This is a genomic window from Aeromonas bivalvium, assembly GCF_000819765.1.
Classification (GTDB): Bacteria; Pseudomonadota; Gammaproteobacteria; order Enterobacterales; family Aeromonadaceae; genus Aeromonas; species Aeromonas bivalvium.
Genome location: NZ_CDBT01000024.1, coordinates 178,608 through 202,025 on the forward strand (window position 1 = coordinate 178,608; position 23,418 = coordinate 202,025).

General features: G+C 65.2%; 18 protein-coding genes. 4 read left to right on the forward strand and 14 right to left on the reverse strand.

The genetic code is table 11. The features are described 5' to 3' along the window. Positions 1-6: 6 nt before the first annotated feature. Positions 7-585, reverse strand: coding sequence for a PhnA domain-containing protein (locus BN1119_RS09490; protein WP_041997060.1), 579 nt, complete (start codon positions 583-585; stop codon positions 7-9). A 743-nt stretch (positions 586-1,328) separates the two neighbouring features. On the opposite strand from BN1119_RS09490, the gene BN1119_RS09495 reads away from it, so the two are divergent. After that, complete coding sequence (locus BN1119_RS09495; RefSeq protein ID WP_041997062.1) at positions 1,329-4,547, forward strand: ExeM/NucH family extracellular endonuclease; 3,219 nt, start codon at positions 1,329-1,331, stop codon at positions 4,545-4,547. An 81-nt stretch (positions 4,548-4,628) separates the two neighbouring features. Here BN1119_RS09495 and BN1119_RS09500 read toward each other — a convergent pair whose 3' ends face one another. The 7 genes from BN1119_RS09500 to BN1119_RS09530 form a co-directional block, all read right to left on the reverse strand. Next, positions 4,629-6,209: a methyl-accepting chemotaxis protein gene (locus tag BN1119_RS09500; RefSeq protein WP_041997065.1), complete on the reverse strand. Its 1,581-nt coding sequence runs from the start codon at positions 6,207-6,209 to the stop codon at positions 4,629-4,631. A gap of 205 nt (positions 6,210-6,414) precedes the next feature. Beyond that, complete coding sequence (locus BN1119_RS09505; RefSeq protein WP_041997068.1) at positions 6,415-7,413, reverse strand: lipid A deacylase LpxR family protein; 999 nt, start codon at positions 7,411-7,413, stop codon at positions 6,415-6,417. Then, positions 7,413-10,517, reverse strand: a complete 3,105-nt coding sequence (locus BN1119_RS09510; protein ID WP_084205383.1) for an efflux RND transporter permease subunit — start codon at positions 10,515-10,517, stop codon at positions 7,413-7,415. Before BN1119_RS09510 ends, BN1119_RS09505 begins: the two co-directional genes overlap by 1 nt. Continuing rightward, complete coding sequence (locus BN1119_RS09515; protein WP_041997071.1) at positions 10,514-11,620, reverse strand: efflux RND transporter periplasmic adaptor subunit; 1,107 nt, start codon at positions 11,618-11,620, stop codon at positions 10,514-10,516. Before BN1119_RS09515 ends, BN1119_RS09510 begins: the two co-directional genes overlap by 4 nt. 405 nt (positions 11,621-12,025) lie before the next feature. Further along, a complete protein-coding gene (locus tag BN1119_RS20435) occupies positions 12,026-12,592 on the reverse strand; it encodes a nitroreductase family protein (protein ID WP_041997075.1) in 567 nt (188 codons plus the stop codon). Between the two features lie 145 nt (positions 12,593-12,737). Beyond that, positions 12,738-15,665 (reverse strand): AAA family ATPase, encoded by a 2,928-nt coding sequence (locus tag BN1119_RS09525; RefSeq protein ID WP_041997078.1) that lies wholly within the window; start codon positions 15,663-15,665, stop codon positions 12,738-12,740. 268 nt (positions 15,666-15,933) lie between these two features. Continuing rightward, on the reverse strand, positions 15,934-16,473 hold the full coding sequence (locus BN1119_RS09530) for a glycine zipper 2TM domain-containing protein (RefSeq protein ID WP_041997081.1): 540 nt from the start codon (positions 16,471-16,473) through the stop codon (positions 15,934-15,936). Between the two features lie 326 nt (positions 16,474-16,799). On the opposite strand from BN1119_RS09530, the gene BN1119_RS09535 reads away from it, so the two are divergent. Continuing rightward, positions 16,800-18,422, forward strand: coding sequence for an acyl-CoA synthetase (locus tag BN1119_RS09535; protein ID WP_041997084.1), 1,623 nt, complete (start codon positions 16,800-16,802; stop codon positions 18,420-18,422). A gap of 131 nt (positions 18,423-18,553) precedes the next feature. Here BN1119_RS09535 and BN1119_RS09540 read toward each other — a convergent pair whose 3' ends face one another. Both BN1119_RS09540 and BN1119_RS09545 read right to left on the reverse strand, forming a co-directional pair. Further along, positions 18,554-18,853, reverse strand: a complete 300-nt coding sequence (locus tag BN1119_RS09540; protein ID WP_041997087.1) for a hypothetical protein — start codon at positions 18,851-18,853, stop codon at positions 18,554-18,556. Positions 18,854-19,011: 158 nt separating this feature from the next. After that, positions 19,012-19,413, reverse strand: coding sequence for a hypothetical protein (locus tag BN1119_RS09545; RefSeq protein ID WP_157438647.1), 402 nt, complete (start codon positions 19,411-19,413; stop codon positions 19,012-19,014). Between the two features lie 58 nt (positions 19,414-19,471). On the opposite strand from BN1119_RS09545, the gene BN1119_RS09550 reads away from it, so the two are divergent. Further along, the gene (locus tag BN1119_RS09550; protein ID WP_041997095.1) at positions 19,472-20,149 is read left to right on the forward strand and encodes a helix-turn-helix transcriptional regulator; all 678 of its coding nucleotides are present in this window, start codon (positions 19,472-19,474) and stop codon (positions 20,147-20,149) included. A 66-nt stretch (positions 20,150-20,215) separates the two neighbouring features. Next, positions 20,216-20,536 (forward strand): hypothetical protein, encoded by a 321-nt coding sequence (locus BN1119_RS09555; protein WP_041997096.1) that lies wholly within the window; start codon positions 20,216-20,218, stop codon positions 20,534-20,536. Positions 20,537-20,609: 73 nt separating this feature from the next. On the opposite strand, the gene hisIE is transcribed toward BN1119_RS09555, so the two are convergent. The 4 genes from hisIE to hisH are packed head-to-tail and all read right to left on the reverse strand — an operon-like array spanning position 20,610 to position 23,404. Then, positions 20,610-21,245, reverse strand: coding sequence for a bifunctional phosphoribosyl-AMP cyclohydrolase/phosphoribosyl-ATP diphosphatase HisIE (gene hisIE / locus BN1119_RS09560; protein ID WP_041997098.1), 636 nt, complete (start codon positions 21,243-21,245; stop codon positions 20,610-20,612). Continuing rightward, on the reverse strand, positions 21,238-22,011 hold the full coding sequence (gene hisF, locus BN1119_RS09565) for an imidazole glycerol phosphate synthase subunit HisF (RefSeq protein ID WP_041997100.1): 774 nt from the start codon (positions 22,009-22,011) through the stop codon (positions 21,238-21,240). The genes hisIE and hisF overlap by 8 nt, the downstream gene beginning before the upstream one ends. Beyond that, positions 22,011-22,784, reverse strand: a complete 774-nt coding sequence (gene hisA / locus BN1119_RS09570; protein WP_041997103.1) for a 1-(5-phosphoribosyl)-5-[(5-phosphoribosylamino)methylideneamino]imidazole-4-carboxamide isomerase — start codon at positions 22,782-22,784, stop codon at positions 22,011-22,013. Before hisA ends, hisF begins: the two co-directional genes overlap by 1 nt. 5 nt (positions 22,785-22,789) lie before the next feature. Continuing rightward, a complete protein-coding gene (gene hisH / locus BN1119_RS09575; protein ID WP_041997106.1) occupies positions 22,790-23,404 on the reverse strand; it encodes an imidazole glycerol phosphate synthase subunit HisH in 615 nt (204 codons plus the stop codon). Positions 23,405-23,418 lie beyond the last annotated feature (14 nt).

Below are 23,418 nucleotides of genomic sequence, written 5' to 3' on the forward strand. Positions count from 1 at the left end.
AGCCTGTCAGGCTTTTTTCAGGTAGGCGGCGACCAGCACGATTTGCACGCCGTTGACCTTGCCCTCGATATGGAGCGGGTTGTTGGTCAGGCGAATGCCCTTGACCAGGGTACCGCGCTTGGCGGTGAAGCCACCCCCCTTGACCTCGAGATCCTTGATCAGGGTGACTGAGTCCCCCTCCGCCAGCACGGCGCCGTTGGAGTCGACGGTGGGCACGCTGTCGTCATCCTCGCTGGCGCTGCCTGCTTCGGCCCACGCCTTGGTCTCCTCTTCCATGTACATCATGTCGAGCAAGTCCTGGGCCCAGACCTCTCCCTGACCGACCAGGGATTTCAGCTGGCGCCAGGCCAGTACCTGCACCGCAGGCACCTGGCTCCACATGCTGTCACCCAGGCAGCGCCAGTGATTGACGACCGTGGTCTGCGGTTGTTCCAGCTGGCCGCGGCAGGTGTCACACAGAGCGGCGCTGTGGTCATCATCCTGGGATGCGGAGTGGGGAACCGGGTAGGCAGTCAGGGGTTGCTGGGCGCCGCACAGTTCACATTTGGCGTCTGCACGCGCCAGCAAGATGGCATTGATGGTCATAGCAAGGGTCCGGATTGTAGCAGGCCAGCGGGCCTGACGGAGGATTCGAGGGGGCGGCCGATGGGCCGCCCGCCATAACAGGGGTGGGAATATAGCACAAAGTCCCTGCTTTTGTCAGGGAGAAACGAGGGGATGAGCGGCCCCCCTGTATGGGGGGAATAAATGAAAAAATAAATGCAGAGGCACTGCGAGCCGGCCGCTGCTGAGTATCACTTCGCGCTCTTGCTTATTTTCTGCCCGGCTTCTTGGGCGAGCAAAAAATAACGCAGCGGGCCCGGCCCTGCCGCGACAATATATATCCGGCCGCCCTGTCCTGGTCCGGGTCTCATCAGCTTCTGACCCTATTTCCGGGACTGGCTCTGGATCCAGAATATGGCGAGGCAAGCGGCGACCACCCGAGGTAGACACGCCACAGTCGATGGCAACACATTGTTAATATGGGATATTTCATCCTTGCTCAAACATAGGGGCCGCGTCGCTTGCCTGGGCGTGCGGGCACAATGCAGCGAGGCGCCGCTTATTTCCCGTCCAGTTTTCACCCCCTTGGGATATTAGCTGTCACCGGCGCGCAACAAATGTCTGTAAATGTTAACCAGCTCGCGGCGCGAATGGAGCCAAACTGGCACATTAGCGCGGTATTTGGCTCGGCCAATTACCTCATGAAACCCAGAGCGTCATGAGAAAAGGTGCTGCCCGCTTGGCGGGTCATAAATAACATTGTTAATAACAAGGAATACTGGCTTATGTCTGGACGACATTCACTGATAGCGGCGGCCGTTGGCCTGGCCCTGTCAGGGCAAACCCATGCCCAATTGCTCATCACCGAGTATCTGGAAGGATCCGGCAACAACAAGGCGGTGGAGCTGAGCAACCTGGGCACCACGGCGGTGAACCTCGCCGACTACCGACTCGCCCTCTATGCCAATGGCCGCACCCTGGCCCAGGGCCCCACCAACAGCCTGGTCCTGCAAGGCCAGCTCGCCCCCGGCGCCAGCCTGGTGCTGGCCCATCCCAGTGCCAGCGCCGACATCCTCGCCAAGGCCAATCAGACCAGTGGCAACCTCACCTTCAACGGTGACGACGGCCTGGTGCTCTACCGTGGCGATGAGGTGGCAGACAGCCTGGGCCAGGTCGGTGTGGATCCTGGCGTGGCCTGGGTGTCCGGCAACGTCTCGACTCTGGACATGACCCTGCGGCGCAAGGCCACGGTCAACCAGGGCCGTGTGGAGGCCGACTCCCCCTTCGATCCGGCCCTGACGTTCAGTGCCTTTGGCAAGGACGATGCCAGCGGCCTTGGCTGCAGCGGCGAGGCCTCCTGCGATGGCACCCCCCCCAGCACCTTCCTCTGCCCGGTCGATGGTCTGACCCCGATCCCGGCCATTCAGGGGGATGGCGACAGCAGCCCGCTGGTGCCGGCCGGCAAGCTTGAATCCGAGCAGACCTATGCCGCCCGCGGCCTGGTGACCCAGGTGGTCTCCGGCCTCTACAAGGGCTTCTTCATTCAGGATCTGCACGGTGATGGCGACGAGGCCACCTCGGATGGCCTCTTCGTTCACAGCACCCAGAGCCATCCGGCCATCGTGCCCGGGGTCGAGGTGTGCGTGCAGGGCAAGGTGGCCGAGTACTATCGCCAGACCCAGATAAGCGCCAGCGATCTGGTGGTGACCGATGCCAGTGTGCGGCCGGTGGCTGCGGTGGATCTGCGGCCCCGGGGCGACGAGTCCCTGCAGACGCTGCTGGAGCGCCACGAAGGGATGCGGGTGCGCCTGGTGCCGGAGTCCAGCCTGGTGGTGACCCGCAACTTCAGCTTCGATTACGACGGCAAACGCAACAACCTGATGCTGGCCTATGGCGCGCCCCTCATCAAGTCGACCCAGAAGTTCCCGGCCATGAGCGAGGAGGCGAGCGACTGGGCCCTGCGCAACCAGCAGAACCAGCTGGTGGTGGAGACCGACGCCAAGGCGCCGGACGGCGTGCTGCCCTGGTATCCCGGCTTCAACGCCAAGGACGGTTATCTTCGCATCGGCGACAAGCTCAACGGGCTGGAGGGGGCGCTCGGCTACTCCTACAACCAGTTCCGGCTGGTGGCGGACAACCGCATCGACGCAAGCGACATCGATCATGGCGGCTGGGACAGGGTGCAGGCGCCCGAGCTTGCCGAGGCGGGGGATCTGCGGGTCGCCAGCTTCAACGTGCTCAACTTCTTCACCACTGTCGTGGGTGGGGATGCCAACCCCACCGGCAGCAACCGGGGCGCCCTGACGGTGGCGGAGTTCGAGCTGCAGCGCACCAAGATAGTCAGCGCCATCACCCGCCTCAATGCCGACGTGGTGGGGCTGATGGAGATAGAGAACAACGGCTACGGCGACAATTCCGCCATCGCCAACCTGGTGGCGGCCTTGAACGCCGCCCTGCCGGACGAGGCGGATCACTACCGCTGGATTGCCTCGCCCGATGGCCAGCCCATCGGCACCGACGCCATCACGGTGGGGCTCATCTACCGGCCTGCCCGGGTCGCCCTTGAGGGGGGGGCCGAGCTGGTGCCGCTCCCCTTGCAAATCGCCCAGACGCAAGATGGGGCGGGCAAGCCGGTGAGCATTCGTCAGGGGATGCGCGAATCCCTGCTGCAACGCTTCCGCTCGCCCGAAGGGGATGCGCCCCTGACCCTGGTGGTCAACCACTTCAAGTCCAAGGGCTCCGCCTGCTTCGAGGATTACCCCGACTACGCCAGCGCCGATCCCCTGGATGGGCAGGGCCACTGCAACGCCCTGCGGGTCTCCGCCGCCAGGGTGCTGGGGGAGCGCCTGGCCGGCGAGCAGGGGGATGTGCTCATCATCGGCGATCTGAACGCCTACGGCATGGAAGACCCCATCCGGGTGCTGACCGACTATGATCCGGCCGCCCAGGCCCGCCAGATCATGAGCGCCTCCTTCACCACATTGGCGGGGCAGTCCTATGAGGAGAGCGGCAGCGTCCTTGGCAAGGGGTATGGCCTGGTGAACCTCAACACCCGCTTCCACGGCACCGACACCTACTCCTACAGCTACGAGGGGGAACTTGGCAACCTGGATCACGCCCTGGCAAGCTCCGGCCTTGCGGCCAAGGTGATCGGCATCGAGGATTGGCACATCAACTCCGCAGAGAGCAACTTCTTCGAGTACGGCAAGAAGTACAGCGGCCAGCTGGCCAAATCCGAAGGGCCCTTCAGCGCCTCGGATCACGATCCCGTGCTGATTGCCATCGACTACCCCGCGCCACCCGCCGGGGTATTGAGCCTGGAGAGTGCCGCCGCCAGCGTGGAGGAGGGGAACACCTTGTCCCTCACCGTCCGCCGCAGCGAGGGCAGCCATGGGGAGGCCAGTGTCGGCTATGGCATCGTTTACGGCAGCGCCGATGCCAACGACGTGGCGCCGCTCGCAGGCACCCTGCACTGGGGGGCGGGTGAGAGCGACAGTCAGACCATCAGCATCCCGGTGCAGAGCGACACCCTGCATGAGGGGGACGAGACCTTCACCCTGGCGCTGTTTGATCCAAGCGGCGCGACCCTGGGCGAGCAGAGCCAGACCCTGGTGACCATCAAGAACAAGCTGGCGCCGTCCACCATCTCGTTGGCGCGCGCCAGCCTGACGGTGAACGAGGGCCAGTGGTTTGCCGAGATCCCCCTGGTGCGCAGCGGCGATCTGGGCCAGCCCGCCCGCGCCCAGCTCGCCTTCAAGGGGCACAGTGCCTACTGGGGGCTGGATTTCCTGCCCTGGCTCAGCCCCTCGGTGAGCTGGGCCGCCGGGGAGGGGGGCACCAAATCGGTCAAGGTGCTGATCATCGATGACTGGTTCGTCGAGGGCACTGAACGCTTCACCGCCACCCTGCGCCAGGTGCGCGGGGCGGTGGCGGGAGAGACGCGCCAGACCCGGGTCGACATAGAGGACAACGACAAACCCTGGTGGCCCTTCGGGCGCCACTAACCTTGGGAAGGGAAGGAAAACGGGAGCCATAACGGCTCCCGTTTTTATGAGGGGCACTGTCCGCCCACCGGCGCAAGGGCGCTAACCCAGGCGATAGCTGCCGACCAGCTCGCTCATCTGTTCGGCGCTGCCTCGCATCTGTCGGCTGGTGTCCCCCAGCGTCCTGGCGACCTGCTCGGTCTCCTGCACCAGGTCTCGGATCACTTGCAGCGACTGCAGGGTATCTCCGGTCACCGCAGTCTGCTCTTCGGTGGCGGCGGCGATCATCTGGCAATGGCTCGACAAGTGCCCTGTGCTGCCGGCGATGGCCTCGAAACATGCGGTGGCCTCCGTCGAATCCTCTCTGGCCCGGGACGCGGCCTGAATGCTCTCCTGCATCAAGTCGACGCTCTGGCGCGTGCTTCCCTGCAAGGCGACTATCATGCCGGCAATCTCGAAGGTTGCCTCCTTGGTACGTTTGGCAAGGGTGCGCACCTCGTCGGCGACCACGGAGAAGCCGCGCCCCTGCTTGCCGGCCCGGGCGGCCTCGATGGCGGCGTTCAGCGCCAGCAGGTTGGTCTGCTCCGAGATGCCGTTGATGGTGTCTATGATGGTGCCGATGAGACTGACCTTGTCCGCCACCTCGCCGACGGCGGCTGCGCTCTGGTGCAGGTTGTCGAACAGGTGGTTGATGGCGCTGATGGACTCCTGGATCTTGCCGGCGCCGCCGCTGGCCCATTGATCCATCTGATGGGCGCTGTCGGCGGACGCCTGGGCACTCTGGGTCACCTCGCGAATGCTGGCGATCATCTGCTCCATGGCCGATGCCAGGTTGTCCAGACGCAGCCGCTGCTCGCAGATGGCGGCGTTGACCTCGTCCATGCCCCGGTTGATCTGACCTGACGCCAGGGTGACCTCTCCCGCCTGGGCCCGCTGGTGATGGAGCAGATCGGACAGCTGTTGGCGGGTGTCGTCCATGGCGTTGATGATGAGGGCAATCTCATCGTTTCCTTTCGACTGGACCCGGTTGGTCAGGATCTTGCCGGCCATCTCCTGCAGCCCCTTGAGCACCAGGGTCACGTGGGATGAAAACGTTCGTGAGAAGAAGGTGACCAGGCCGAGCAGGATAGCCAGGGTCGCCAGCAGTATGACGCTGCTGTGGTGCAGGTAGTTGTAAAACACCGTATCGGCGCTGTCCAGGTAGACGCCAGCTACCAGCAGATACTCCCCCAGAGGGTACACATAGGCCGTCTTGAGGATGGGGGTCTGGCTCGCGGGCTTGACGTAGGGGTAGGTGATGAGGCTGGCCTTGCCCGAGCCGGCAATGCGGATCAGCGCCTGGTTGACGCTCTCGTGTCCCTCCTCCAGGGGCACATCATCGAGCCGCTTGCCGATGCGGGCGGGATCCGGTGGATAGACCAGCAGAGTGGCGTTTCTGTCAGTGATGAAGAAGTAGCCGGCATCCTGTTCCCCCCAGCGCAGCGTGGCAAGGGAGCGGGCCGCCTGTGCAATGAAGGTCTTGGGGTCATGTTGATGAAGGGCCTCAAGCCGGCGGGCCTCCCCCTGCACCTGGTTGATCAGGCCCCCTTCGATGGCGGTGCGTATCTCGTCATAGACCAGCCTGGCGGTCAGGGTGTTACCAACCAGGGTCAGCAGGGTGATGCACAGCAGTAAGATGCGCATTTTCCCATTGAAACTCAGCCGACCCGTCCAGACATGCAGGGGGCTGCCTGCTATCGTCCTCTCTTGGTCAACTGCGGTCAGCATGCTGGCACTGACCTCTATCCTGTTGTCTGTTCTCATGCAAATCATCCCTTGATGCCAGCGGCTGCCGTGACTGGCAGACCGCTGCGCCATGATGGGGCAGGCTGGCCCGTGGTGAGAGGGTCTACAGCACCCATGACAGACTCAGGGTGCCGAAGTCGGTCTGCTCTCGCTGGGTGTCGAAGGTCTCGGTGAAAAAGGTGCGAGCGAACCCCAGGGTCAACTTGCCCCGCCGCAGGCAGAAGCCGAAGGAACCCATGGCGATGACGGGCTCGGAATCGACGGCGTGACTGGTGCGAAACAGGGTGCCGTCGAGGGGCAGGTAGTGAACGACCCCGTAGGCGCCGCCACCGCCAAAGAGCGAGACCGACCAGCGATCGCGGGGGGCTATCCCGACCGTGGAGGCGGCATTGAGCCCGGAGCGCAGGGCGGTAACCCCTAGGGCATCCACCAGATCCCAGCCTATTTCGCCATAGAGGCCGACCCCGGCCCCGGTGAAATAGTTGCCGACTCCGGCGGTGGCCAGAGGCACCAGGCGCCACTCCAGATCGGCGACGGTGTGCCCGGCCGCCGCGAGGTGGGCCAGCGTGTAGTTGAGGTTGACGATGGGTTCGTTCGGCAACTGGGTATCCCAGCCTCGGGGCTTGTCGGCCCCGATCAGCCGATGGAACTCCCGCTGGGTGTCGTCGGCCTGGGAGGCGGGGCCCACCACCCCCAGCCTGAGCTGCCAGGCGTGGCTCCAGTCCCACCTGCGGGCATAGAGGGTGCTGTCGACCACCAGCACCCCTGAGTAGGGCTGATCGTCGACATCGGGATGGGGTTCCCCTATGTCGTCCGGGGTGTTGATCTCCTGGGCCAGGGCCCAGGAGGCGTAAGTGGTGTAGTCCTCATCGGCCACGAACGGCAGGAATGACCAGAAGCGGGTCCATCGACCGAGGGGACCGTCGTCCTCCCGAGCGATGGCATCAGAGACCCAGGCGATCCCCACGCCATTGGTGTAGTTGTTGTCGGAGCCGGTAAAGACGTCGTTCTCCACCGTGAGGGTCAGGCTGCCGTCTGTGGCCTGACTGGCGCCGCTCAGCAGCAGACCGGTCAACACCAGGGCAGTGCGTCGCTTGTTCATTATGCTCGCTCCTCTGCGATCCCGATCTGGGCCTCGGGGGCCCGGGCGCTGTCGTGCCCGATCGGGGCGATCCGGAACCAGGCCGCATAGAGGGAGGGCACGAAGAAGATGGTCAACAGGGTAGCGATGGTCAACCCCCCCATGATGGCGATGGCCATGGGACCCCAGAAGACGCTGCGGGTCAGGGGGATCATGGCCAGCACGGTGGCCGCCGCCGTCAACATCACCGGGCGGGCCCGCATCACGGCCGCCTCGACCACGGCGCTCCAGGGATCCCGGCCACTGGCGGTCTCTATCTGGATCTGGTCGATCAGGATCACCGAGTTGCGCATGATCATGCCGCACAGGGCGATGATGCCGAGGATGGCGACAAAACCCAAGGGCGCCTGGAACAGCAGCAGGGCGGCCACCACCCCTATCATCCCAAGGGGCGCGGTCAGCAGCACCATGGCCATCAGGGAGAAGCTCTGCAGTTGCAGCATCAGGATCAGCAAGATGGTGATCAGCATCACGGGGGCCACGGCGATCAGTGCCTCGTTGGCCTTGTTGCTCTCCTCGACCGCGCCGCCGACATCAATCCGGTAACCGGCGGGCAGGGGCGCCTCTATCTCCTTGAGCAAGGGGGTGATGGCCTGGGTCACGGAGACCGCCTGGGCACCGTCCACCACGTCGGCGCGCACCGTGATCGCCATGTCGCGGTTGCGTCGCCACAGCACGGGCTCTTCCAGCTCATGGTGCACGGCAGCAATCTGCGACAGGGGCACCACTGTCCCCTGGCTCGTGTAGAGGTTGATGTCCTTGAGGGTCTCCACATCCAGTCGCTCCGAGGGAATGGCACGGGCGACCACGTCGACCAGCTCCTCACCGTCACGCAACTGGGTCAGGGTCGTCCCCTGCATCAGGGACTGGGTCGCCATCGCCACCTCGGCGGGGGAGAGCCCCAGGGCGCGCACCTTCTCCTGATCGAGTTCGACCCCGAGGGCGCGCACCGGATCGTTCCAGTCGAGCTGGACGTCGCGCACCTGGGGATTGCTCGCCACCACCTGTTCCACCTGGCGGGCGATGGTGCGCACCCCCTGGGTGTCGGGACCCACGATGCGGAACTGTACCGGGAAGCCCACCGGTGGGCCGAGCTCGAGGCGGGTGACGCGCACCCAGGCCTGGGGGAATTGCTCGCCGGCCATGGCCATCAGGCGCGAACGCACGCGCTCGCGAGCCTCCAGATCCCGGGTCATCACCACGAACTGGGCATAGCCAGGGTTGGGCAGCTCGGGATCCAGGGAGAGGTAGAAGCGCGGCGCGCCGGCCCCCGTGTAGGCGGTGTAGAAGCGCACGTCCTCGTCCTTGGCCAGCACCTGTTCCAGGCGTTTTACTTGCTCTGTGGTCGCGGCGAACGAGGCCCCCTCCTTGACGCGCAGCTCGACGATGAGCTCGGGCCGCGTGCTGTTGGGGAAGAACTGTTGCGGCACCAGCTTGACCGCCGACACGGCCAGCACCAGGGCTCCGAAGGTGATGCCGATGACCAGCCAGCGGCGCGCGATGGCCGCCTCTATCCAGCCGCGCAGCTTGCGATAACCCTTGGTGTCATAGGGATTGGCCCCTTCGTGGTGATGCCCCAGATTGTCCGGCAGCATCTTGACGGCGAGGTAGGGGGTGAACAGGCCCGAGCAGAGCCAGGAGAAGACCACCGCCGCGCCGACGATCCAGAAGATGCCGCCGGCGTACTCCCCCGTGGTGGACTGGGAAAAGCCCACCGGCATGAAGGCGGCAGCGGTGATCAGGGCGCCGGAGAGGCGGGGCATGGCGGTCGCCTGATAGGAGTAGGAGGCTGCCTTGACCTTGTCCCAGCCCGCTTCCATCTTCACCACCATCATCTCGAGGGCGATGATGGCGTCATCCACCAGCAGACCCAGGGCGATGATGAGGGACCCCAGGGAGATCCGCTCCAGATTCCAGCCGGTCCCCAGCATGAAGATGGCGACCATGCACAGCACCAGGGGTACCGACAGGGCGACCACTATGCCGGTGCGCCAGCCCAGGCTCAGCAGGCTGACGATGACGACGATCACCAGGGCCTCCACCAGGGAACGTTCGAAGTCCCAGACCGCCTCCTTGACCGTGGTAGGCTGATCGGCAACCTGCTCGAGCTCGACGCCATAAGGCAATTCGTTCTGGATTTGGGCTATGGCGGTCTCGAGTGCCTCGCCCAGCTGGACTATGTTGCCGTCATTGGTCATGGAGAGACCCAGCATCAGCACCTGCTGGCCGTTGTGGCGGATGCTGTAGGTCTGGGGATCCTCATAACCCCGGCGCACAGTGGTGAAGTCGCCGAGCTTGATGAGGCGCCCGCCCGCGGCAATGGGCAGGTTGCGAATGTCTTCCAGATCGCGGAACTGACCGCTGATACGCACATAGATACGGTCGGAGGCGGTATCGAGGGATCCCGCCGGCAGCACGGCATTCTGGCTCTTGAGGGCCGCCATGATCTGCAAGGGCTGGATGCCCAGCGCCGCCAGGCGTTCATGGGAGAACTCGATGTAAACTTTCTCCGCCTGCTTGCCGAGCAGATCCACCTTCTTGACCATGGGCACCTTGAGCAGGCGGCGCTTGATGATCTCCCCCTGATCGGCGAGATCGGCAAGGCTGACCCCGTCCCCCTTGATGGCGTACATCAGGCCGTAGACGTCACCGAACTCGTCGTTGAAGATGGGCCCCACGACCCCTTCGGGCAGCTCGAGCTCGAGATCGCTGAACTTCTTGCGCGCCTGGTACCAGGCCTCCTGCTGATCCGCCTTGGAGGTGCCCCCCTTGACGGTGATCAGCATGCCGCCGAACCCCTGGCGGGCGAAGGTCTTGACCTTCTCGAAGTGATCGAGCTGCTCGAACTTCTTCTCCATGCGGTTGAGCACTTCATCCTGGAGCTGCTGCGCCGTGGCGCCGGGCCAGACCACCATAGCGGTCATGGAGGGCACCGAGAAGTTGGGATCCTCCAGCTGGCCCAGCTTGCCAAAGCCCAGGGTACCCGCCAACGTGATGAGCAGGATCAGGAACAGCACCACGGCGCGGTGGCTCAGCGCCCATTGGGTGAGATTGAAACCGTTCATCGGGTCACTTCCTCACTGGCAGAGGGGGCGGCGGGCAGGGCGACCTTCAGCCCAGGTGCCATCTTCTGCACCCCGGCGGTGACGACGAGGGCCCCCTCGGCGGGACCGGAGACGAGCACCTGGTCGCTGCGATAGCCCTGGATGCTCACCTTGACCAGCTTGACGGTGCCTGTCTTCCCCTTGCCATCTTGCTGCACCGTCCATACCGCCGGCGCCCCCTGCTCCTGGGTGAGGGCCGTGGCGGGGAGGGTGGCGACGCGGGTGCCCTCATCGGTGTGCTCGGCGAGCAGGGTGGCGGTCGCCCCCAGCGGTAGAGCCCTGGGCTCGACCGGCTTGAGACGGGCGCGGTAGGTGCGGGTCTGGGCCGAGGCCTGGGCCGACAGCTCGCGCAGTTCGACCGCAAAATAGCGCTCCGGCGCCGTGGCGAGCGACGCCTTGTAGCGCGCCGCCTTGAACTCGGCCAACCGGTTCTCGGGAATGTCCGCCACGATTTCCGGTTTGCCTTCGTTGGCGAGGGTGATGACGGGCTGACCCGCCGCCACCACCTGGCCCGACTCCATGCGCAGCGCCGTCACCACGCCGCTGATGGGGGCCCGCAGCTGGGTGTAATTGACCTGGTTGCGAGCCAGCTCGAACTGACGGGCCTCGGCCTGCGCCGCCGCCCTGGCGGTGAGCAGGGTGCTGTGGGCCTGCTCCTCGTGGGAGGCGCTGACGGAGCCGTTCTTCTTGAGCGCCTTGAGACGAAGCCAGTCGGCTTCGGCCTGCCAGGCGGCCGCCTTGGCCGCCGTCAGACGCTGGCGGGCGGCCTCTTCGGCGAGCAGGTAGTCCGCATCATCCAGGATGGCGAGCACATCGCCCTCTTTCACCACCTGGCCGACATCGACCTTGCGCTCCAGCACCTTGCCGCCAATGCGAAAGGCCTGCTCGACCTCGTAGCGGGAGGCGACCGAGGCGAAATAGCGCTGGCTGTTGCGCAGGCTGTCGTAGTGCAGCGCCATGGTGTTCACCGGCCTCAATACACTCGTGGAGGGGGCCGGCTCTGAGCATGCGCAGAGCAGGGTGATGAGCGTGGCGGCGCTGGCCGCGGTGACGAAGCGTTTCACGACAATTCCTCGTTGGTTGGCAGAGATGGGGTATTTCGCCGGGAGGCGGGTGATCGCTGGCTCGCACGCCGCCAGGCCGGAGCAAGGATGCGGCGCACCGCCTTCTCGTTGGGCATGACGCCGGGAGAGGAGCGGGCTGGAGACAGGGTCACACTCGCGTCGTCCATGGTGCGAATCAGGAGGCTCAGCCTAGCAAGGTGCGCCCGACCTGGGGTCGGGAAACGGTCAGACTTTGGTCGGAAATGGGGAGTGAGGGCCCTGGGGGGAGACGCAAGAGAAGAGGAGAGGGTGCGGCGCAGGGCGGGAACGAGTATCAGGATGTGGCTCCTCGGCGGGTGGGAGCGGGTGAAGTGTACGAGAAGTGGGAGGAGAGGAGGCTGGCAAAGGGCTCCTGGTCGGTGCGGGTCAGCGCCGACTCATGACGAGGTGCTTAGGCAGCCGGGCGTGGGCGAGTGGGTCGGGGTCGTCCCCCGCAGGGGGATAGCCGAGGGCCAGGACCACCCGGCTGGTCAATCCCTGCTCTCCCAGGCCGAGCCAGTCATCGAGCAAGCCGCCATCAAAGGCCTCCACCGTATGGGTCTTCAGCTCGAACACGGCCGCGCCGAGCAAGAGGGAGCCCAGGGCGATGTAGACATGGTGCGACCCTGCGCAGGCATGGGATGCTGCGCCCCGGCAAGGCATGGCCAGCCCTGGCGATCCCGTCTCGTCGGCCAACTCCCGGGTACAGAGCACCATGAGGTGGGAAGCCTGGTGCAGTATGGGGAGGCTGGCGGGGAGGTGGGAGGCGATGGCCTGCCGGATCCCGGCCCGGGTCTGGCGGGAAGCGGCCACGACGAGATGCCAGGGGAGCTGACGCTGGGCCCGGAGGCAACGGCAGGGCAGGGCGCAGAGATCCTCTATGACGGATTCGGGGATCCGCCGCCTTGGGTCGAAGAGGGGATCTTCGGATCCTCCCTGAAAGTGATGCTTCATGGCGTCGTATGTCCCATGGTGTGAAAGGCGGGTCCTGATGCCCGAAGGGATGATGGTGTCATCTGACCCGGATCTCCCCATCATAGGGGGTCTGAAGGGGATCCGGGTCAGGGAGAGGTCGCGATTTGGTCGAGACCGGCGAGGATCAGGGGGCCGACGGCCCGGTGGCGAGGAGGCGGTGTGCCTGGGCGAGGAGAGGGGTGTCCTTGGCCTCGGCGAGCCGGGTGGTCAGGGCGGCGAGGGTATCCCACTCGGCCCGGGTCGGGGTCTGGTATGCGCACAGGGTGATCAGCGCCAGCAAAGCCAGCCAGGGGGTGCCCTGGGCCTGGGCCTCCTCGAACGCCTCACGGGCCGAGGTGGCGGCGGCCAGGGTATCGCCGGCGGCCTGTGCGATGGCTCCCTGGATCAGCAGCAGTTGCGGCAGCACGATACGCTCACCATGGCGCTGCACCAGGGCGAGGGCCTGATCCAGTACTTCCCGTGCCTGGTGCCACTCTCGTTGCCGCATCAGGGCCTCGGCGAGGTAACCCAGGGTCTCGCTGCCCCCCGAGACCATCCCCAGCGCCCTGTTGTCCAGGTAGGCCTGCCGGATCTGGCGTGCCCCTTCATGGGGCCTGTCCCACTGGGTGTCAGCCCATCCCTGGAACCAGCGCCAGGGCGCCTGACCCTGGGCGAGGGCAAACTCATCGACCAGAGTGCGCATCTCGCCGGCCAGGGCCGCTACCCGCGCCACCTCGCCGCACCGGATCCCGCACAGGGCATCGCACCAGAGGACGATCATCTGCGCCATCGGCTGGGCGAGCTGGCGGGCGCGGGCATAGGCCTGTTGCAGGCGCGCCCTGGCCTGGGCAAACAGGCCGAGCTGGGCGAGGGAGAGGCTCAGCAAGGCCAGTACCGTCGCCTGAGGATCGGCGATGAAGCCGATGAAACTGTGTTCGGCCCCGGTCTGTGTCCGCTCTAGCAGGGGTAGGGCCTGCTCCAGGGTCTCCCTGGCCGCACCATGGTGACCCTGCATCATGAGCGCCTGGCCCTGCACGGTACAGGCGGCCAGGATCAGCAGGGGGTCCGCCTGGGTGGCGGCGAGGGCCCGCGCCCGGGCGGCGACGGCCAGGGCCTCCGGGTATTCGGCCCGCAGGGCATGGAGGAAACCCAGACCATGGAGCGCCAGGCCGGTCATGGGGTGAGCGGACATCTCGGCCAGCCGGTCGGCGGCTCTTTGGTAGGCATGGCGGGCCTCCTCCCCGGCCCCCAGGGTGTGGAAGGCGGCTGCGCCGCGCAGGGTGGCGAGGCTGATCTCCAGGGTGTGGCGCGCCGAGCTCTCGGGGATCTGCTCGATGAGGATCAACCCCCGGGCGGTCAGGCTCATGCACTCGGCGGGGCAAAGATGAAGCAGGGCAGCCTCGGCGGCCTCGGCATAATAGCCCAGGGCCTTCATGGGGGCGTGGCCGCGGTCGAAATGCATGGCCAGCTCGGCGGCGGTCACCTCCTGCCCCTCGGCCCGCAGCGCCTCCAGAGTGCTCCCTGTCTTGCCGTGCAGCGCCCCGCGCAAAGGGGCGGAAAGGCCATCATAGAGACGCTGGCGAAACAGCTGATGGCGAAACTGGATGCAGCGGTGGGGATCCTCAGCCGATGTCTCAGGGGCTGGCGCCATCAACCAGAGCCGCTCCCGGATCAGCGCCTCGCACTGCTGCGCCATCTCCATCAGGCTGTCTCCCAGCACCCACGCCAGGGTGTCGACCTGAACCCTCATGCCCAGCACGGCGGCGGCGGCGAGCAGCCGGCGGCGCGGCTCGGTGAGCCTGGCCACATGGTGATCGATCAGGGCGGCGAGGCTCTCGGGCAGCGCCCGACGAACCAGGCGTGCGGGCTCGGTGTCGTCGCCATGGGCCGTCAGGCTCATCACCTCGCTGGCGAGGGCGGCAACGAATAGCGGGACGCCACCGGTGCGCTCATGGAGGGCGAGGGCAAGGCCGGGAACCGTGTTCATGGTCGGCATCCGTTCCCTCACATAGCTCGACACCTCCTGCTCGCTGAAGGGGGCCAGCCCTACCTCCTCACCCAGGCCCTGCCCGCGCAGCGCCTGTCTGAGGGCATGGAGCGGATGGTCGGGAACAAGGGGCTCATCCGGCCGGACACTGCCCAGCCACATCAGGCGGCTGGGACTGGGGCGGCGGGCGAGGTAGTCGATGAGCTGCAGGGTCGAGGGATCGCCCCAGTGCAGATCCTCGGTGATCAGCAGCAGTGGTCGCCGTGCTGTGTAGCAGTCCAGAAACTCGCTCATCTCCCGCAGCATGCGCTGGGGATGGGCGCCGACCAGTTCATGGAGCAGGGTCTCGCGCTGCGCCGGCGAGCAGAGCCAGGGCAGTTGCAGCAGCCAGGTCGGGGCCACCCTGCGCAGCAGCGAGACCGCCTCCTCATCGCGACGGCACAGCTCGGCGATGGCCTCCAGCACCGGCAGATAGGGCTCACCCGCCCCATGCAGTTGCACGCATTGCCCCCGTATCCAGAGGGTATCGGGGAGCCCGGCACAAAAACGCGCGATCAGGGTCGACTTGCCGATCCCGGGTTCACCCGCGACCCAGACGATGGCGCGCAGGCCTTGGCCCGCCCGCTGCCAGGCGTCTTGCAAGCGCGTCAGCGCCTGCTCTCGCCCGATGAAGATCCCCGAAGAGGACGTTCGTTGCGACATCGGCAGCGAAGTGGTGGCAGGGGGGAGGGGGGAAAGACCCGTCTCCTGAGGGTGCAGCGGGCAGATGAAGCGATAACCGCGGCGGGAGACTGTCTCTATGAAGCCGGGCTGGCGGGGATCGTCTCCCAACAGGGTGCGGATATCGCTGATGGCGCCCTTGAGGACGGAGGCGCTGACGAAACGATGGCCCCAGACCCGATCGAGCAGCTCATCCTTGGTCAGCAGCACGCCAGGCTCGCGGATCAGGGTACACAGCAGGCAAAACGGGATGGGGGAGAGGGGAACGGCGTGGCCATGGTGCAGCAGCCGTGCATTGCGTTCATCCAGTTCGAAGTCGCCAAAGCGGACATGCAATGGAGGCGATGTACTTGATATCTTTGACATATTCAAACCGTTATGGCCCAGGCTGGCAATCGGCAACATCTTAGTCAGCCCACTGTGGTGGTCAAGAAAAAACAGCGGCGGGGTGAGTATAGGGGGAAAAGGGCGGTTCAACAGGATAAAAGGGGAACTTATGAAGCCTATTTAATTGAATTATCTGGGGTTTTCCACATGGAACCTTTCATGGGCGGCCCGGATTTCCCTGGTGCGCCATGAAAAAGACCCACTGCTGTGGTGGGCCTTATCCTGGCAGAGGGCTTCGAGCTGAGCATCAACCCGGCGCGTTGTTCACGACCAGCTTGCCATCTTCGACCGGGATGGTTTTGCCGGGTTGTTTCTCCATGCGGATCACCCCCTCCTGACCGGCGAGGCGGTAGCTGACGTCATAGCCGATGGTGCGGGTGCTGCTCTCCTGCACCGTCTTGCAGCGCTGCTCCGTGGTGGTGTAGGTGTCACCGGCCTGCATGTTGCCCTGCACCTGGTTGCCGGCATAACCCCCCGCCACGGCACCGGCGGCGGTCGCGACCTTCTTGCCGCTGCCACCGCCGAACTGGTGACCCACCACGCCCCCCAGGGCCGCGCCAACCACGGTACCCAGGATCTTGTGCTGGTCCTGTACCGGCTTGCGGTGGGTGACGGTGACGTTGCGACACTCCTGGCGGGGGGTCTTGATGGTTTCAGTTACCGGTGTGCTGGCCAGCACCTCGGCGAACTGGGGTTTGGACTCAAACAGTGAGCCACTGGCCACCGCCGAGAGGGTCACTGCCGAGGCGATACCGATGCCGAGACCGGCTAACAGGGACTTGTTCATCTCTCTCTCTCTCCTTCAACTGTTGCTGCCCAGGGTGGGGCTTGCCGCTATCTTGGCAGCTTGCGAGGGAGTCTCAAGGCGAGGGGGCCTGGGTTGCGACAGGGGGTGACTGCGCCAAAAATGGCCGCCGAAAAAAGCTGTCTGTGATTGGCGACAAACTAGGGGGCATAACGGCAAGGCCATAGACCCGTAAGACGTTTCGCTAATACCTGGCCCTGTCTCCCCTTGGTACCCTCATCGGGTATACGGATCCGCCGTCGGCAAGGTGCCCGGGCGCCGTGATCCGCGAAACGCCCCCGTTTTGTGCCCCTGTGAGGAAGGATCCGATGACAGAGCAGAACATGTACGACTCAGGTCTTGGCAAGACCCCCGCCAATTTCGAGGCCCTGACCCCCTTGCGCTTCCTGGCCCGGGCGGCCAGTGTCTACCCCGATTATCCGGCGCTGATCCACGGCCCCCTGCGCCAGAGCTGGGCCCAGACCGAGCGCCGCTGTCGCCAGCTCGCCTCGGCCCTGCGTCGCCGCGGCATCGGCGAGGGGGACACCGTCTCCATCGTCGCCCCCAATGTGCCGGCCATGTTCGAGGCCCACTTCGGGGTGCCCATGAGCGGCGCCGTGCTCAACACCCTCAACACCCGGCTCGATGCCGAGTCCATGGCCTTCATCTTCCAGCATGCCCAGAGCAGGGTGGTGCTGGTGGACCGGGAGTTCGGCGCCCTGGTGCGCAAGGCGCTCTCTCTCATTGACAGCCAGCCCCTGGTGATCGCCATCGACGATCCCCTCTATGGGGAGGGGGAGCTCATCAGCGAGCTGAGTTACGAGGCCTTCATCGCCACGGGGGATGGGGACGAGCCCGGCTGGCTGCCGGCGGACGAGTGGCAGGCGATTTCCCTGAACTACACCTCCGGCACCACGGGGAACCCCAAGGGGGTGGTCTACCACCATCGCGGCGCTCACCTCAATGCGGTCAACAACGCCCTCTCCTGGGAGCTGCCCAAGCACCCCGTCTACCTGTGGACCCTGCCGATGTTTCACTGCAACGGCTGGTGTTTCCCCTGGACCCTGGCGGCGACCGCCGGGGTGAGCGTCTGCCTGCGCCATGTGCAGGCGGGCGCCATCTATGAGGCACTGCACGCGCACAAGGTGAGCCATTTTTGCGCCGCCCCCATCGTGCTCAACATGCTCAACAACGCCGATCCGGCCCTGAAACTGGGGCTTGACCATCCCATCAAGGCGATGACGGCGGGGGCGGCGCCACCCGCCACCGTGATCGCCGGCATGGAGGCCATGGGGATCGCTGTGACCCATGTCTATGGCCTCACCGAAACCTATGGCCCCTGCGTGGTGTGCGAGCCGCAAAGAAGCTGGCAAGGGCAGGATGCCACTGCGCTCTCCCGGCTCAAGGCGCGCCAGGGGGTGGCCTCTCCATTGCAGGGAGAGATGGGGGTCATCAACCCGGTCAGCGGCGAGCCGGTCCCCATGGATGGCAAGACCCTGGGGGAGATAGTGCTGCGGGGCAACATCGTCATGAAGGGCTACCTCAAAAACCCGGCGGCGAGCGAGGAGGCGATGGCGGAAGGGTGGTTTCGAAGCGGGGATCTGGCGGTCTGGCACCCGGACGGCTATGTGGAGATCAAGGACAGATCCAAGGACATCATCATCTCCGGCGGGGAGAACATCTCCAGCCTGGAGGTGGAGGACGTGCTCTATCGTCACCCGGACGTGGAAGAGGCGGCGGTGATCGCCATGGCGGACGAAAAATGGGGGGAGGTGCCTTGCGCCTTTGTGAAGCTCAAGGAGGGGCGGGAGCTTAGTCAGGCCGAGCTCATCGCGTTTTGCCGCGAGCAGATGGCCCACTTCAAGGCCCCCAAGCGCATCATCTTTACCTCCTTGCCCAAGACCTCCACCGGCAAGGTGCAAAAGTTCATGTTGCGCCAGCAGCTGGCGTGAGTCTGACGGGCCTGGGGATCCATAATCGGGCCCGCGGGCCCGTTCTTCATCAGTCAGACAAGACCCGCCGTGTCGCATGCCTGGCACTGGCCTGCGGCCCTCTGCTTGACGGGCGCGTCTTCTGGCGTTTGTCAGCGAGGCGGGTTGGCGCCCCTGATGCGCTTGTGCAGCGCCTCCCACAGGCCGGCGATGAAATAGTAAAGGCCACCGGCTTCGGTCGCCTTGGTGTACTCGGAGAGCGGCTCAATCATGCCGCTTTTGAACTTGTCGAGCGCCTCTGTCTCGTTGGCTGCGTCGATATAGTCCCCCACCACCTCGAAGCCCTGGGCGAGCAGCTGCTCTTTTTCCGACAGGAATGAGGGGGAAGACATCGGCAGGAAGGTGACGGTAACGGGATCTTGTCCCTGACGGAAGAACTGGTATTTGCTCATACGCCCTCTGGCTCTGGTTGGCTCGGCGACATTGTCCGCGCCGGTCTGGGCCCTGGATAGACCCCATGTGCGGCGTCAAATGGAGTCGAATGTTCAGCCTGGCTTCAGGCAAGCGGGCGTTGGCTCCCCCTGAGCGGGCAGATCCAGCGGCGAGGCGGCTACCGCTTGCCAAACAGCCGGGGGGCATGAAGCAGCAGATACGCCAGGGTACCGCGGGCGGCGGGGGCTCCGTAGGGGAGGCTGGGGTTGATCAGGTAGTCTTGATAGGTGTGGGCCGCCGTCCGGGCATCGGGAGCCAGTATGGGCTCCCCCATCACCTCCAGGCCCTGGGCCAGCAGGGTCTGCTTTTCTGTGAAAAAATCGGCGGCGGCCATGTCCAGCAAGGTGAAGGCGTCGGGCGCCGCCAGGGTGGCAAAAACCTGATACTTGTTCATGGCATCTCGGTTGCGGTGGCTGGGGATGGCCGCCATTGTCGCCTCAGGCTCACGGGAGCGCGACTCCCTGTTCAGGGGGGCGGCAATCAAGCAGCGCATGCCATCGACCCCTGTCCCGTTTACCATGGGCCATGTCCTGGCATCCCGGGAGGGGAGAGTGCGAAAATCGGATCGACTGTTTCAATTGACCAACCTGCTGCGGGCCCATCAGCCCCTGACCGCCCGCGAGCTGGCGGCGCGTCTGTGCGTCTCCGAGCGCACCATCTACCGCTATATGGACGATCTCTCCCTGGCCGGCATCCCGGTTTACGGTGAGGCCGGACTGGGCTATCGGCTGAGCCAGGGGTTCGAGATGGCCCCATTGCAGCTGAGCACGGCCGAGCTGGAGGCCCTCATCACAGGGGTGAATCTGGTGGCCGTGCTGACCGGCAAGGGGATGGCGGATCCGGCCCGGGCCCTGCTTGCCAAGATAGAGGCGGCCCTGCCGGTTCGCGGCGGGGACGGGCAGCCCCCCGTGGTGCGGGTGCCTGACTATCGTACTGTGCATCCGGTATACGCCCGCTGGGACAGTTTGCACGAGGCCATCAGGGCGGGGCGTTGGCTCGAGATGAGCTATCAGGATGGCGCGGGCAGACAGACTCGGCGCCACCTCTATCCCCTGGGGCTCTTCTACTGGGGAGGGCGCTGGACGCTCGGCGCCTGGTGCGCGCTGCGCCGGGACTATCGGGATTTCAGGGTGGATCGCATCGACAGCCTGGCGCCGTGCCGCCCGGGGGAAGGGGCACCACCTGGCGTGACTCTGGCGCACTATCTTGCGCAGCGACGGGCCGAGGCGGAGCCGGAAAAAGGGGCCGGGCACTGACACAAGGCTGTCAGTAGCCCTTCGTTATGCTGGCTTCTCCAGACCATTCATAACGGAGAGCACGAGATGATCATCAATGGCGACATGCAAGGGGCAGGGGGCGTCGAGTTTGCCACCTTCAGGCTCAGGGAAGGGGTGACGGAGGAAGATTTGCTCGCCCTGTCACGGCGGGTCGAGTCCGAGTTTCTTGTCCAGCAATCCGGGCTCATCCTGCACTGCCTGCTACGGGGCGCCGACGGCCTCTATGCCGACCTGGTGATGGCCCCCAGCCAGTCGCTGGTCGAAGCCTATTGCCAGCAGTGGCTGCACAACGCCGTGGCAGGGGAGTACCTGACCCTGCTTGACCATCACTCGGTCAACATGAGCTTCTGGACCCGCATCGGCTGATGGCGGCGTGCTGCCAGTCGGCGGCCATCAAATGAAACGGGCCCATCAGGGCCCGTTTTGTTGAATTCAACAATTACTTGTTGTGGCGATCGGCGAGGCGCTGCACTACGTCTTTGAGGCCCAAGCCCTCGTTTTGCAGCAAGACGGTCAGGTGGTAGAGCAGATCGGCGGATTCATTGATGAGCTCTTCTCTGTCTTTCGCCATGGCGGCCAGGGCCACTTCCACCCCCTCTTCACCTACCTTCTGGGCGATGCGCTTGGTGCCCTTGCCATAGAGGCTGGCGGTGTAGCTGGTGGCCGGATCCGCGCCCTTGCGCGACGCCAGGATCTGCTCGAGCTCGGCCAGGAAGCCGAGCGGCGGCACGGGGTGGCCGTCGAAGCAGGAGGGGTTGCCCAGATGGCAGGTGGGGCCCACGGGGTCTGCGGCGATGAGCAGGGAGTCCTGATCGCAGTCGGTGCTGATGGCGACGAGCCTCAGCACATGGCCCGAGCTCTCTCCCTTGGTCCACAGGCGCTGCTTGCTGCGGCTGAAGAAGGTGACCTGGCCGGTAGCTTCAGTCTTTTCCAGGGCTTCGCGGGTCATGAAGCCCTGCATCAGCACCTCGCCGTTTAGGGAATGCTGGACGATGGCGGGGATCATGCCGTCACACTTGGCCCAGTCCAGGCGCTCGGCCAGGGGCAATGCATTGTCTACTGCTTGATTATTCACGGATGGCGACTCCTTCGGTTTTCAGCCAGCGTTTCAATTCGGGAATGGGGATGAGGCCCTTGTGGAACACGGACGCCGCCAGGGCACCGTCCACGTCGGCCAGGGTGAAGGCATCGCGAAAATGTGCCATGGCACCGGCGCCGCCGGAGGCGATCAGCGGCACCTTGCACAGGGCCCGCATCAGCTTGAGCTGCTCGAGATCGTAGCCCTGGCGCATGCCGTCCTGGTTCATCACGTTGAGCACGATTTCGCCGGCGCCACGTTTTTGCACCTCCTTGACCCACTCCTGGGTGGTCCAGGGGGTGGTGCGGGTGCGGCTCTCGTCGCCGGTAAACTGCTTGACCTGATACTGACCCGTCTCGGCGTCGAAGTAGGAGTCGATGCCCACCACCACGCACTGCACGCCGAAGCGCTCGGCGAGGCGGGTGATAAGTCGGGGATCGGCCAGGGCCGGGGAGTTGATGGAGACCTTGTCGGCGCCGAACTCCAGGATCTGGCGGGCATCCTCCACGCTCTTGATGCCGCCGGCGACGCAGAAGGGGATGTCGATGACTTCCGCCACCCGGGTGACCCAGCTCTTGTCCACCACACGGGCGTCGCTCGAGGCGGTGATGTCATAGAACACCAGCTCGTCGGCCCCCTCTTCGGCGTAGCGGCGGGCCAGCTCGACAATGCCCCCCATCACCTCGTGGTTGCGAAACTGCACGCCCTTGACCACCACGCCATCTTTGACGTCGAGGCAGGGGATAATACGCTTTGACAACATCAGCGGCCTCCTTGCTCATTGGTTGCCTGTTCCGGATCCGGTGCGCCCCAGCAGGCGATGGCGTCGGCGACCGAGAACTTGCCTTCCAGCAGGGCGCGGCCGAGGATGATCCCCTTGACCCCGGATCCCTTGAGCGCCTCTATGTCCTCAATGCCGCCGATACCGCCGGAGGCCTGAAAACCCACGCTCGGGTAGCGGGCGCAGAGATCCCGGTAGAGCGCGACATTGCTGCCAGCGAGGGTGCCGTCCCGGCTGATGTCGGTGCAGAGCACGTGCTTGAGTCCGACGGGGAGGAAGCGCTCGATCAGCGCCTCAAGGCTCACGCCGCTGTTCTCCTGCCAGCCCGCCACCGCGATGTGGCGATTGCCCTGTGCATCGATGTTGACATCCAGGGCCAGCACGATGCGCTCGGGGCCGTATTTCTCCATCCAGCCGGCTACCAGTTCCGGGGACTTGACGGCGGTGGAGCCGATCACCACCCGGCTGGCACCGGCGGCCAGCAGATCTGCCACGTCCTGCTCGGTGCGCACACCGCCGCCCACCTGTACCGGCGCCTCCGTGGCCGACAGCAGCTGGGCAATGAGGGTCAGCTGGCGGGCTTGTGTCTCTTTGGCGCCGTCCAGATCCACCAGGTGCAGCTGCGCCGCGCCCTGGCTGACATAGTCGTCGAAGCGGGCCTGCGGGTTGTCGCTGTAGGCGGTCTTCTGACCGTAGTCGCCCTGATAGAGTCGGACTACCTGACCATTGATGAGGTCGATTGCGGGAATGATCATCCTTGTTACAGCTCCAGAAAGTTTTGCAGTAAACGGGCACCGGCCGCACCGGATCGCTCCGGGTGGAATTGGGCGCCAAAGAAATTGTCCCGACCGACGATGGCGGTAAAGGGCTGGCCATAGTCGCAGCTGGCGATCGTCGCCTCGGTCACCTCCAGGGCGTAGGAGTGGACGAAGTAGAAGTAGCTGCCACTGGGGATGCCTTTGAGCAGGGGGTGGGTCTCGTCGTGTTCGATCTGGTTCCAGCCCATGTGGGGCAGGCGCAGGTCGCCCACCTCCATCAGGCGGATCCTGCCTGGCACTATGCCGAGGCAGTCGATGAGCCGGCCATCGGCGCTCATGGTCTCTTCCGAGGCCTCTGCCAGCATCTGCATGCCGAGGCAAAAGCCGAGCAGGGGCTGCTTGGCGGCGCGTATCAGGGGGACCAGCTCCCGCTCATTGAGATTCTTCATGGCGGCGACGGCGGTGCCAACGCCGGGCAGGATCAGCTTGTCCGCCTGCTCGATATCGGCGGCCTTGCGGGATACCTGCGGCGCGACGCCGAGACGCTCGAACGCCATGCGCACCGAGGCCAGGTTCGCGCAGCCGGTGTCGATGATGACAAGTTTTTGATTGTTCATCGTCTGCCCTTACT

What these genes read in the sequence shown, in the direction of transcription:
- hisA (WP_041997103.1), bottom strand. Translation starts at nt 22,784, where the DNA reads ATGATCATTCCCGCAATCGACCTCATCAATGGTCAGGTAGTCCGACTC.
- hisF (WP_041997100.1), bottom strand. Translation starts at nt 22,011, where the DNA reads ATGTTGTCAAAGCGTATTATCCCCTGCCTCGACGTCAAAGATGGCGTG.
- BN1119_RS09555 (WP_041997096.1), top strand. Translation starts at nt 20,216, where the DNA reads ATGATCATCAATGGCGACATGCAAGGGGCAGGGGGCGTCGAGTTTGCC.
- BN1119_RS09535 (WP_041997084.1), top strand. Translation starts at nt 16,800, where the DNA reads ATGACAGAGCAGAACATGTACGACTCAGGTCTTGGCAAGACCCCCGCC.
- BN1119_RS09510 (WP_084205383.1), bottom strand. Translation starts at nt 10,517, where the DNA reads ATGAACGGTTTCAATCTCACCCAATGGGCGCTGAGCCACCGCGCCGTG.
- BN1119_RS09500 (WP_041997065.1), bottom strand. Translation starts at nt 6,209, where the DNA reads ATGCGCATCTTACTGCTGTGCATCACCCTGCTGACCCTGGTTGGTAAC.
- BN1119_RS09530 (WP_041997081.1), bottom strand. Translation starts at nt 16,473, where the DNA reads ATGAACAAGTCCCTGTTAGCCGGTCTCGGCATCGGTATCGCCTCGGCA.
- BN1119_RS09540 (WP_041997087.1), bottom strand. Translation starts at nt 18,853, where the DNA reads ATGAGCAAATACCAGTTCTTCCGTCAGGGACAAGATCCCGTTACCGTC.
- BN1119_RS09545 (WP_157438647.1), bottom strand. Translation starts at nt 19,413, where the DNA reads ATGGTAAACGGGACAGGGGTCGATGGCATGCGCTGCTTGATTGCCGCC.
- BN1119_RS09505 (WP_041997068.1), bottom strand. Translation starts at nt 7,413, where the DNA reads ATGAACAAGCGACGCACTGCCCTGGTGTTGACCGGTCTGCTGCTGAGC.
- BN1119_RS09495 (WP_041997062.1), top strand. Translation starts at nt 1,329, where the DNA reads ATGTCTGGACGACATTCACTGATAGCGGCGGCCGTTGGCCTGGCCCTG.
- BN1119_RS09525 (WP_041997078.1), bottom strand. Translation starts at nt 15,665, where the DNA reads ATGTCAAAGATATCAAGTACATCGCCTCCATTGCATGTCCGCTTTGGC.
- BN1119_RS20435 (WP_041997075.1), bottom strand. Translation starts at nt 12,592, where the DNA reads ATGAAGCATCACTTTCAGGGAGGATCCGAAGATCCCCTCTTCGACCCA.
- BN1119_RS09490 (WP_041997060.1), bottom strand. Translation starts at nt 585, where the DNA reads ATGACCATCAATGCCATCTTGCTGGCGCGTGCAGACGCCAAATGTGAA.
- hisH (WP_041997106.1), bottom strand. Translation starts at nt 23,404, where the DNA reads ATGAACAATCAAAAACTTGTCATCATCGACACCGGCTGCGCGAACCTG.